We start from the raw sequence: 10,226 nt of genomic DNA, 5'->3' as shown, positions 1-10,226 counted from the left end.
AAAGCGATTAAGCTCATTTGAATCTGACGAGATTTAATATCTCAATGATCCACTCCGGTTTTCATACAGTCATAGACTTGTACCCAAAACCTTCGCGGGGCGATTTCACTTCGTGAAATCTACTCACTCGTTGTTCAGTTTTCAAAGATCAAACTTTTCCTCCGCTTCAGCTTATCGCATCAGCAACTTTTATATCATATCACACACCAACCAAGTAAGCAAGAACTTTTTTTAAAAAGTTTTTCGAGTCACAGACTCTTTAGTTTTCTTGGCCAGACTTATAATCTATCACATTAAACTAGAGTATGCAACCCTTTTTTTAAAAAAAAGACGCCCGAGCACTCGGACGCCTTCAATCTAACCGATAATAATATGCCCCTCCGGATGACGGTACAGCTGTTTCTCCGACTTCGGTCTGAGTGCATACGCTATTGTAAGTGGCCCAATCCGGCCAATGAACATCGTGGCGCATATGATAAGCTTTCCAATGTCCGTCAGTTGCGGAGTGACTCCTACCGACAAACCTACCGTCCCGATTGCAGACGACGCCTCAAAGGCCAATGAAAGAAACTGAGCGTCCTCCGTCATCAAGAGCAGCATGACCACAATAATGAAAATCAACAGAGAAATGATAATAACCGTCAGGGCCTTCATCAGCATTACTTTGGGTACACGGTATTTAAAAAAGACGATGTCATTTCTTCCGCGCACCATCGCGATGATAGCCCCCATCATGATGATGAATGTGGTCGTTTTAATTCCTCCGCCCGTTGAGCCTGGAGAAGCGCCAATAAACATCAGCAGCATCATGAAAAACTGCGTCGCTTGTCTTAGACCTGTAATATCCACTGTACTCGTGCCTGAAGAACGTGTCGATACCGATTGAAATAAGGACGCGTACAATTTCTCCTCCCAATTCAAAGGACCGAGTGTGCGCATGTTCGTAAACTCAAACACGAAAATAACGAGAGTACCGATGACAATCAATCCACCCGAAACCGACAGCACCAGCTTGGAATGAAGCGACAATCTTCGTCTGTGGCGATAATCAAACAGCTCGCTCAACACGATAAAGCCCAATCCACCCGAAATAACCAGGACAGAAGCAATCAGGTTAAACAGCCAATCCCCTCGATACTGGACAAAGCTATTACCAAAGAGGTCAAAGCCTCCATTGTTAAATAACGACACCGCGTGAAACAATCCATAATAAAAGGCTTGTCCCGCAGGCATATCCGCCATCCAGCGCAAAGCAAGAATCACGGTTGCAATCCCCTCAATCGTGAAGGAGAAAATCATCACTTTACGAATAATGCGCACAATGCCTTCCATGCTGTCCGCATTTATGGCTTCTTTGAGAAGCAATCTGTCCTTAAGGGACAGTTTCCGCCCAAGCACCAGCGCAAACAAGGTCGCCATGGTCATGAACCCCAGCCCGCCGAGCTGCATCAGGATCATGATGACCACTTCACCAAAAACGGTAAATGTCGTATTTACATCAACCGCCACCAGCCCGGTGACACATGCGGCCGAGGTAGCGGTGAACAGAGCATCAATCCAATGCAGGGAATATTCGCTATGGGATGCTGCCGGCAGCATCAGCAGCAGGGTGCCAACGGCAATAATGGCCAGCAGGCCCGCCACCAGGATCAGAGGGGGAGATGCCATCTTCGTCATTTTCACGCTGATTTTCATGTCATTCATCTCTCCATCGCAGCATAGACAAAGAGGAGCAGGCGCGGATGTCCGGCTGTTCCTCTTTTTACTTTAATATAGTGCTACCAATTATTCCGTGGTACGGTTGCGCATGTGCGGGAACAGCAGGACATCCCGAATCGACGCCGCATCCGTCAGGAGCATAACCAGACGATCCACGCCGATTCCCAATCCGCCCGTTGGCGGCATTCCGTATTCCAAAGCACGGATGAAATCGTCATCCATCTCATGCGCCTCGTCGTTACCATGCTCTCTTTCAAGCAGTTGAGCCTCAAACCGCTGCCGCTGGTCGATCGGATCATTCAGCTCCGTAAAGGCATTGGCATGCTCGCGCGCCACAATAAACAGCTCAAAGCGGTCCGTAAATCGCGGGTCCTGCTCATTCTTTTTCGCGAGCGGAGAAATTTCTACCGGATGCCCTGTCACAAAGGTCGGTTGAATCAGCGTTTCCTCTACAAATTGCTCGAAGAAGGCGTTCAGGATATGACCGAAGGTCATATGCGGCTCCACACCTCCGACTTTATGTTCCTTAGCCAGCCGGTGCGCCTCTTCGTTCGTCATTTGCACACTGAAATCAACACCTGTCACTTCCTTCACTGCATCAACCATCGATACCCGGCGCCATTGTGGAGTCAGATCAACTTCCTTGCCCTGATACATCATTTTATACGATCCAAGCACTTCTTTCGCAATGTGAGCGATCAGATTTTCCGTCAGCTTCATAATATCCTTATAGTCGGCATAGGCCTCATAAAGCTCAATCATGGTGAATTCCGGATTATGACGGGTGGAAATCCCTTCGTTCCGATATACCCGGCCGATTTCATATACCTTCTCCAAACCGCCAACGATCAAACGTTTGAGGTGCAGCTCGATGGCAATACGCATATACAACTGCATGTCCAGCGCATTGTGGTGGGTAATAAACGGCTTGGCCGCTGCCCCGCCTGCAATCGCATGTAATGTCGGTGTTTCTACCTCCAAGTATCCGAGGGAATCCAGATAACGGCGCATGGACTGAATAATCCGCGAACGGGTGATAAACGTCTTCTGCACCTCCGGATTCATGATCAAGTCCACATAACGCTGACGGTAGCGCAGCTCGACGTCCTTCAAGCCATGGTATTTCTCTGGCAAAGGATACAAAGACTTAGAGAGGACCTCCAGATCCAGCACCTTGACGGTCGTTTCGCCTGTTTTAGTTTTAAAGAGTACCCCTTTAACACCGACAATGTCACCCAGATCCAAAATGGTGAACGCTTTATATTTCTCCTCAGGAACGGTGTCTTGACGAACATAAATTTGAATTCGTCCACTCAGGTCCTGAATATGGGCAAAGCTGGCTTTCCCCATCCCACGTTTGGCCATAATGCGGCCCGCGATGCTGACTTCGATATTCTTTTCGTCAAGCTCTTCCTTGGTCAAAGCATCATACTTATTCAGAAGCTCGCCCGCTTCACCCGTTCTGATGTATTTGCGGCCGAACGGGTCAATCCCGAGCGCCCGCAGCTCGTCCAATTTGGCACGGCGAATCTGCAGGAGCTCACTTAATTCCTCGCGGCTTTCCTGCGGTTCCTGGTTCATGTTTTCATCCGACATTGTAAGCTTTCATCTCCTTCTTCTAAGTAGCGGAGCTACCCGCTATATATCCTAGAGAAAAAAGCTTCCCTAAGGAAGCTTTTTTTGTTAACTAAAGTCAGTTGCCTTATTTCTTGATATCCACGATTTTATATTGGATGACGCCTGCAGGCACATTTACGTCAACGATGGTTCCTTTTTTCTTGCCCAAAATCGCTTTACCGACGGGGCTTTCATTGGAAATTTTATTTTGAAGCGGATTGGATTCGGCGGTGCCGACAATCGTATATTCCACGATATCCCCGAACTCCAGATCTTCAACCGTAACGATTGCACCGACTCCTACAGTATCCGTGTCAATCTCATCGCTGTTAATAATGCGTGCGTTACGCAGCATTTTCTCCAACGTAATAATACGGCCTTCGATAAACGCCTGCTCATTCTTGGCATCTTCATACTCGGAGTTCTCGCTGATGTCGCCGTATCCGATGGCTATTTTGATCCGCTCCGCGACTTCGCGGCGCTTAACCGATTTCAAATTCTCAAGTTCATCTTCGAGCTTCTTGAGACCTTCCTGTGTCAGAATGACTTCTTTATCGCTCATCTCAACCGATTCTCCTGTCATGGAAAAAGTTAAATGTGCACGAGCATGCACGCTGTTTACACACTATATGCCGATCTGGAAGAATGAGAACATCCCCTCTGTTGATTGGGTGATCCACGTGCATCAAAGCAGCGCAATCAGAATTTTATACTGAAAGATTATATGGCAAGCATATGGAAAAGTCAATTAAACCCAGATGTTTGTCCATCCGATTACACAATCAGGATACAAGGATCGCCGGGTTGTCGAGCTCCGCAACGAAATTTTCCAGAATTTGCACCATTTCATCACGCCTTGTCTCTTCCATCACCATGTCTTTAATACGCGCCGAGCCCTTCAGCCCCTTGAGGTACCAGGCAAGATGCTTGCGCATTTCCCGTACTGCCACCGCTTCGCCCTTCAGTGCAACGAGACGGTCCATATGCAGGATAGCCACGCGGATTTTCTCTTCCGCTGCAGGGTCTGGCAGCAGTTCACCGGTCTCCAGGTACTGAATGGTGCGATACAGCATCCACGGATTGCCGAGGGCGCCCCGCCCGATCATAACACCGTCGCATCCGGTTTCGTCCAGCATGCGACGGGCATTCTCTGGTGTAACGACATCGCCGTTGCCAATGACCGGAATGGAGACCGATTCCTTCACCTGCTTGATGTAGCTCCAATCCGCATGACCGGTATAGAGCTGCTCACGGGTGCGCCCATGAACGCTGACAGCCTTGCCGCCCGCACGCTCCACCGCTTTGGCGTTTTCAACCACATAAATATGCTCGCTATCCCAGCCGATCCGCATTTTGACGGTGACCGGTTTATTTACGGCATCCACTACAGCAGACACCATTTCGTAAATTTTATTCGGCTCCAGAAGCCAGCGTGCGCCAGCATCACATTTGGTGACTTTGGGAACAGGGCACCCCATATTAATATCAATAATATCGGCATTGGTCTCCTGATCGACCACTTTGGCAGCTTCCACAAGCGATTCACGATCACCGCCGAAAATTTGCAGGCTGAGCGGCTTTTCCCGCTCATCCACGAACAGCATCTCACGAGTGCGCTTATTGCCATGAACGATGGCCTTGTCGCTGACCATTTCAGCGCAGACAAGACCGGTTCCGAATTCCTTGGCAATCAGGCGGAAAGCCGGGTTGCACACACCGGCCATCGGCGCAAGCACGACCTGGTTTTTCATTTCAATATCGCCGATTTTCAGCATGACTCAATACCCACTCCTTTTTACATGATCCGTATGAGGTTGAAGCTCTTGAGTGGTCACTCCCAGAGCTTGTGCAATTGTGTCTAATGTATCTTGACCGGCCACCCGGTTGCCTCGCTCTATAGATCCCAGCACTGCTAGGGAAATGCCTGTCTTGCGGGCCAGCTCCTGCTGGGTCAAGCCCTTCAGTTTCCGGAAGGCGCGGAGGCGATGCGCCAACTGCAAGTTTTCCAACGCTGTATGCCGTCCTTTCCATCCAGTTTTCTCATCGCTGACTGTACGATATCTGTGAAACCAGACAGATCGTCTTCAATCAAGATATCTGCTAAAGGGATCAGGACAAAAGCCCGCTCCTCCATTCTGGGATGGGGCAACACCAACTCAGAGGTCTGAAGCGTAACCCCCTCCATAAACAGCAAATCCAGGTCAATTGTCCGGGGACCCCAACGTACGCTCCGTACACGGCCAAGCTCCTGCTCAATAAACAGCATGTAACGAAGCAGTTCCAACGGGCTTAATGCGGTTCTTACGGCAATAGCCATATTTATAAAAGATGGCTGATCCACGTATCCCACCGGTTCCGTTTCATAGAGATCGGAGCAGCGCTGTACCTGAATATCCGGATGAGCATCCAGACGCCCAATCGCATCGAGCAGGGTATGCTCCCTGTCTCCCAAATTAGCCCCTAAAGCAATATAAGCCTCTGATGGCTCAGAGGTCGTATGAGCGTTCATGTCGTCCACCTTCACTTTCTTGTCCGATGGAGCTCCACAGTAACACCCTTGAAGTGAATATCAAAAGGCGGATGCGGCTTCGTGACTTTAACTGTCAGTGCATTGACACTAGTATAAGTGTCCAGTAGGGAAGATGCAATATGCTCTCCTAAGGCTTCAATTAATTGGAACGATTGCTTTTCCACGATTCCCTTGACCAGCTCATGCACTTCCGCATAGTTCACAGTTTTGTCCAAATTATCGTGTTCACCGGCTTCCCGCAAATCCAGGTTTAACTCCAAATCGATATAAAATCGTTGGCCCAGTTTGCGCTCTTCGGGGAACACCCCATGATACCCGTAATATTCCATGCCTTGGAGTATGATTTTATCCATAACACGCCTCCACCTTTTAAAGGTTCGATTATTTTGCACGACTGATCTTTTATTCATACATATTTTTCTATGTCTATCTTCTCTGCAGGTCGGGAGACGCATACAGCATGGCATCACACATTTGTACCGCGCGCCGGATCAGACGGACATCATGTACCCGGACGATCTGGCAGCCCTGGGCAATGCCGAAGGCAACCGTAGCGGCTGTTCCTTCTACAACGTCATCAACCGGGAGATCCAGTACGGTGCGGATAAATTTTTTGCGGGACGTCCCCAGCAACAGTGGATATCCCAGACCGCCCAGCTTGTACAGCGAGGCCATTGTCTGCAGATTCTCATTAAAATCTTTGGCAAAGCCGATGCCCGGATCCAAAATGATCTGTTCCGGCCTTACGCCGGCTTCTTCAGCGATTCGAACGCTCTCCAGCAGATCGGACTGTATGTCTGCCATTAAATCCGTGTAATCACGGTTGGTGCGGTTGTGCATCAAAATGACCGGACAACCATAGGCAGCTGCCACTCCCGCCATATCGGGATCAGCCTTGAAGCCCCATACATCATTAATGATATGGGCCCCTGCTTCGAGCGACCGGCGGGCCACTTCCGCCTTGTAGGTATCAATGGACAGCGGAATATGCGGCGCCTCGCGGCGCAGTGCCTCCACGACGGGGATCACGCGCGCCAGCTCCTCATCCAGACTGACCGGTTCATGTCCCGGGCGGGTCGATTCCCCTCCAATATCGATCAGATCAGCTCCGTCCTCCATCAGTTGCAGGGCATGCCGAACCGCCTGTTCTACCGTAGTATGCCGCCCTCCATCGGAAAAAGAGTCTGGCGTTACATTGAGAATGCCCATAATTAGCGTCGAGTCGCCCAAGGAGAGCGGAATATCCCCACACACATAGTTGCGTTTGTAGATCATTGGCTTCATACTTTAACCCCTGCTTTCTGATGGTAAACCTTGAGAAGATGCTCTGTAACCGGGCCATACTGCCCGCCCCCGACCTGCCGTCCCTCCCCGTACGGTTCAACCAGCCTCGTCACAGGTGCGATCTCCTGAACTGAGCCTGTCAAAAATACTTCATCCGCTTCCAAGAGATCATTCCAGACGTACAGTCCCTCCAAGGCATGTATTCCACTGCTGCGCGCCAGCTCAAGAACGAATTCGCGGGTAATGCCGCCCAGTGCTCCTGTCGACAGCTCCGGTGTATGCAATACTCCATCCTTGACAAAAAAGACATTGCTTACAATACCTTCGCATAAAAAACCATCAGCTGTCAGCATCAAACCCTCCGCCGGAAGGGGAGAAGCTCCCTCATATTGGGCCAGCTCACGTTTAGCCATAATATTGTTCATATAATGCAGTGATTTCAACCGCACCCCGCTCTCCGGGGTGCTGCGGCGGGTATGAAGCAAGTACAGCGCTTTGCTGCGCTTGGCAGCCGGGTCCAGAGAAAGCGGCGGCAGTGCCCGGGCAAACAGAACGTGATTCGGACGGCTATAGCCCCCGGATGGCAGGCCAAATGCCTCCTCACCCGCCGAAACCGTATACCTTATATAGGCATCCACTAACCCGTTGGCTTTCATTAGGCGGCTGATCAGCTCTGCCAGTTCTTTTTCATCGGTTTCAAATGAAATACCAAGCATTCTGCAGCCCTCGGACATTCTGCGCAAATGCCGGTCGAGCAGAAATGGCAGACCATTGTACGTACGAAAGGTCTCGAACAGGCCCATGCCGTACAAAAAGCCGTGATCACTTACGTGAACCACGGCAGCGGCGGCATCGGTCAAAACGCCGTTCATTCCGATATATTTCATTCAGGCGCCTACTTTGCGCTTCAGAAAATTGCGCAGAATTTGATGGCCGTGATCTGTAATGATAGACTCCGGATGGAACTGCACGCCTTCCACATCAAATTGTTTATGCCGCAAGCCCATAATTTCGCCTTCTGCCGTCTCGGCAGTGATCTCCAGGCAATCCGGAAGACTGCTTCTCTCCACCAGAAGTGAATGGTAGCGGGTGGCGGTAAACGGAGACGGAAGCCCTTCGAAGACCGAACTGCCTTTATGCAAAATCGGTGATGTCTTGCCATGCATCAGCCGTTCCGCCCGGATGACATTGCCGCCAAATGCCTGTCCGATGGCCTGGTGTCCAAGACATACGCCGAAGATCGGAATTTTGCCCTTAAAATGCGAGATGACATCCAGCGTAATTCCTGCCTCATTGGGCGTACATGGCCCAGGGGAGAGCAAGATATGATCCGGAGCCATATCCTCAATCCCCTGCAGATCAATTTCATCATTGCGCTTGACGGTAACTTCCTCGCCCAATTCACCCAGATACTGCACCAGGTTATACGTAAAGGAATCATAATTGTCGATCACCAATATCATGTTCCGTCATCTCCCTGTTCATGTCGCTTGCTTAAAGCGGATTCTTCTTCACTGTACTGCACAGCCTTCATGACGGCTTTGGCTTTATTGCGCGATTCCCTGTACTCCCGGTATGGATCAGAATCGATGACAATACCGGCGCCAGCTTGTATATATGACATGCCGTCCTTGACGGCGAGCGTTCTAATAATAATATTTAATTCCATATCGCCGTTATAGTCAATCCACCCTATCGATCCGGTATAGGGGCCACGGCGGACTGGCTCCAACTCTTCGATAATTTCCATCGTGCGGACCTTGGGTGCTCCTGTAATTGTTCCGCCAGGGAACATAGCCGCAACGACATCGAGAGCATTGCGTCCCTTGGCCAGCCGACCTTCCACCTGTGAAACGAGATGCATAACATGCGAATAGTATTCAATGGTCATCAGCTCGGGAACGTGAACGGTGCCATACTCGGCGATCCGCCCGATATCATTGCGCTCCAGATCGACAAGCATAATATGCTCGGCCCGCTCCTTCTCGCTGCTCAACAGCTCTTCTGCCATCGCCGCATCCTCGGCAGCCGTGCGCCCGCGCCGCCTTGTTCCCGCAATCGGCCTGGCAGCTACCCTGCCTCCGTCCAGCTTTACGAGCAGCTCGGGCGAGCCGCTGGCCAAGGTGAAATCTGGAGTCCGCAGCATTCCCATATAGGGGGACGGGTTCAACAGACGCAGCCACTCATAGATGTCTTCAGGCGCGGCTGTCAGCCTGCGCTGCTGGCGAAGCGACAGATTCACCTGAAACACATCGCCCTGACCGATATATTCCCGAATGCGTTGTACCGCCTGTTCAAATTTGTCCTGCGGAAAGACCGCTTCCCAATCCCCCAGCCCTGCATGTCCACCGGCGTCCGGGTCCTCGCTAATCCGCTGAAGACGAGTATCTCTGCGCAGCTTCCCGCTCTCTCCGTTGAACAGCTCCTTCCACAAATCCAGCATCCGTTCCGTGCGTTGTTCCGCTTCAAGGTACAGCTCGGGCAGCCGAGCTTCCTCTGGGGTGGTCGGAACCGGGATATGAACGGCACAGTAAAGCTTCCGCTCCTGATGATCATAAATCCATACCTCATCCATCCGCATCCACACATAATCCGGTAATCCGGTATCATCAGCGGCCAACACAGGGAGACGCTCCAGGGAACGGGCTACGTCGTAGGCGAGAAAGCCCGCGAAACCGCCATGGAAAAACGGAAGCTGCTCCAGACGGGGCGTTTTGAAGGGGGAAATCCATGTCCCCAGGACATGCAGAGGCTGGCCTGTCAGCCTGCCTTCCTTTCCGTCGTCCAACTCAATCCACTTCGCTTCCTCGTCCTTGCCGGTCAGAACCGCCGCAGGTCTCAACCCCAAATAGGTATAACGCCCCTCTTTCCCGCTCTCCAGCACAAAAGAATAGGGAGAAGCCGCCTGCCACGCCTTCATCCATTCCACAGGCAGCCCTTCCTGCCAATCGGTTTCCATAATCAACGGCAGCATGGTCCAGCCTTCCTGCTGCCATGCCTGCCAGTCGGTGATAGGTATGGTCATCTTTTTTGTCATTCAGATAAATCCCCTATTCTGCATTGCTTCTTGTAATAT

General features: G+C 50.9%; 11 protein-coding genes. All 11 read right to left on the bottom strand.

Going from position 1 to position 10,226, the window contains the following annotated elements; translation table 11 throughout:
* Nucleotides 1-357: 357 nt before the first annotated feature.
* Nucleotides 358-1,695: a TrkH family potassium uptake protein gene (locus tag ACE5LO_RS22135; protein WP_375522138.1), complete on the bottom strand. Its 1,338-nt coding sequence runs from the start codon at nucleotides 1,693-1,695 to the stop codon at nucleotides 358-360.
* 90 nt (nucleotides 1,696-1,785) lie between these two features.
* Nucleotides 1,786-3,315 carry a lysine--tRNA ligase gene (gene lysS / locus ACE5LO_RS22130; RefSeq protein WP_375522137.1) on the bottom strand — a complete coding sequence of 510 codons (1,530 nt, stop codon included), beginning with the start codon at nucleotides 3,313-3,315 and terminating at the stop codon, nucleotides 1,786-1,788.
* Between the two features lie 106 nt (nucleotides 3,316-3,421).
* On the bottom strand, nucleotides 3,422-3,898 hold the full coding sequence (gene greA, locus ACE5LO_RS22125; protein WP_355325948.1) for a transcription elongation factor GreA: 477 nt from the start codon (nucleotides 3,896-3,898) through the stop codon (nucleotides 3,422-3,424).
* A gap of 220 nt (nucleotides 3,899-4,118) precedes the next feature.
* The gene (dusB, locus tag ACE5LO_RS22120; protein WP_375522136.1) at nucleotides 4,119-5,111 is read right to left on the bottom strand and encodes a tRNA dihydrouridine synthase DusB; all 993 of its coding nucleotides are present in this window, start codon (nucleotides 5,109-5,111) and stop codon (nucleotides 4,119-4,121) included.
* A gap of 3 nt (nucleotides 5,112-5,114) precedes the next feature.
* Nucleotides 5,115-5,291, bottom strand: coding sequence for a helix-turn-helix domain-containing protein (locus ACE5LO_RS22115; protein WP_375522143.1), 177 nt, complete (start codon nucleotides 5,289-5,291; stop codon nucleotides 5,115-5,117).
* 5 nt (nucleotides 5,292-5,296) lie between these two features.
* On the bottom strand, nucleotides 5,297-5,845 hold the full coding sequence (folK, locus tag ACE5LO_RS22110) for a 2-amino-4-hydroxy-6-hydroxymethyldihydropteridine diphosphokinase (RefSeq protein ID WP_375522135.1): 549 nt from the start codon (nucleotides 5,843-5,845) through the stop codon (nucleotides 5,297-5,299).
* 11 nt (nucleotides 5,846-5,856) lie between these two features.
* Complete coding sequence (gene folB, locus ACE5LO_RS22105) at nucleotides 5,857-6,219, bottom strand: dihydroneopterin aldolase (protein ID WP_375357319.1); 363 nt, start codon at nucleotides 6,217-6,219, stop codon at nucleotides 5,857-5,859.
* Between the two features lie 73 nt (nucleotides 6,220-6,292).
* On the bottom strand, nucleotides 6,293-7,150 hold the full coding sequence (folP, locus tag ACE5LO_RS22100; protein WP_375522134.1) for a dihydropteroate synthase: 858 nt from the start codon (nucleotides 7,148-7,150) through the stop codon (nucleotides 6,293-6,295).
* A complete protein-coding gene (locus ACE5LO_RS22095; protein WP_375522133.1) occupies nucleotides 7,147-8,037 on the bottom strand; it encodes an aminotransferase class IV in 891 nt (296 codons plus the stop codon). Before ACE5LO_RS22095 ends, folP begins: the two co-directional genes overlap by 4 nt.
* Nucleotides 8,038-8,613, bottom strand: coding sequence for an aminodeoxychorismate/anthranilate synthase component II (gene pabA / locus ACE5LO_RS22090; protein ID WP_375522132.1), 576 nt, complete (start codon nucleotides 8,611-8,613; stop codon nucleotides 8,038-8,040).
* Nucleotides 8,610-10,187 (bottom strand): anthranilate synthase component I family protein, encoded by a 1,578-nt coding sequence (locus ACE5LO_RS22085; RefSeq protein WP_375522131.1) that lies wholly within the window; start codon nucleotides 10,185-10,187, stop codon nucleotides 8,610-8,612. Before ACE5LO_RS22085 ends, pabA begins: the two co-directional genes overlap by 4 nt.
* Nucleotides 10,188-10,226: the final 39 nt, after the last annotated feature.

The organism is Paenibacillus medicaginis (genome assembly GCF_042138635.1).
GTDB lineage: Bacteria > Bacillota > Bacilli > Paenibacillales > Paenibacillaceae > Paenibacillus > Paenibacillus medicaginis.
Note: the sequence above shows the minus strand (reverse complement) of the source record. Positions and strands in the feature narration are given on the sequence as shown.